Origin of the sequence: Bacillus sp. Nf3 (genome assembly GCF_003028545.1) — a bacterium.
GTDB classification, from domain to species: domain Bacteria; phylum Bacillota; class Bacilli; order Bacillales; family Bacillaceae; genus Bacillus; species Bacillus safensis.
Genome location: NZ_PYUA01000126.1, coordinates 1 through 514 on the forward strand (window position 1 = coordinate 1; position 514 = coordinate 514).

The following is a 514-nucleotide window of genomic DNA, read 5'->3' on the forward strand; positions in this document are numbered from 1 at the left end:
TGCACTCAAAGGTACTCATATGAGCATGACTGATCCCATCGCCGACCTGCTGGTCCGCATCAAGAATGCGGCTGCGGTTGGCCAGCAGACGGTGAAAGCCCCGTCGTCCAAGATCAAGGTTGCGATCGCCCAGGTCCTGAAGGACGAGGGTTACATCACCGACCTGCGCGTGACCCAGCTGGAAAACAACAAGTCCGAGCTGGAAATCGTGCTGAAGTATTTCGAAGGCAAGCCGGTCATCGCGACCCTGAAGCGCTTCTCGCGTTCGGGCCTGCGCCAGTACCGCGGCAAGAGCGAGCTGCCGAAGGTCATGAACGGCCTGGGTATCTCCATCATTTCCACCTCCAAGGGCATCATGACTGATGCGCAGGCGCGCCAGCTGGGCGTCGGCGGCGAAGTCCTGTGCTTCGTGGCCTAAGGCGAAAGGAGTAGAACTATGTCCCGCGTAGCCAAGAAGCCCGTCGACCTGGGTAAGGTTGAACTGAACGTCCAGTCCGAATCCGTCACCGTCAAG

At 59.1% G+C, this 514-nt stretch carries 1 protein-coding gene; it reads left to right on the forward strand.

The window, feature by feature from the left end:
• The first annotated feature begins 19 nt into the window (after nucleotides 1-19).
• The gene (gene rpsH / locus C9414_RS21165) at nucleotides 20-418 is read left to right on the forward strand and encodes a 30S ribosomal protein S8 (RefSeq protein ID WP_107164312.1); all 399 of its coding nucleotides are present in this window, start codon (nucleotides 20-22) and stop codon (nucleotides 416-418) included.
• Nucleotides 419-514 lie beyond the last annotated feature (96 nt).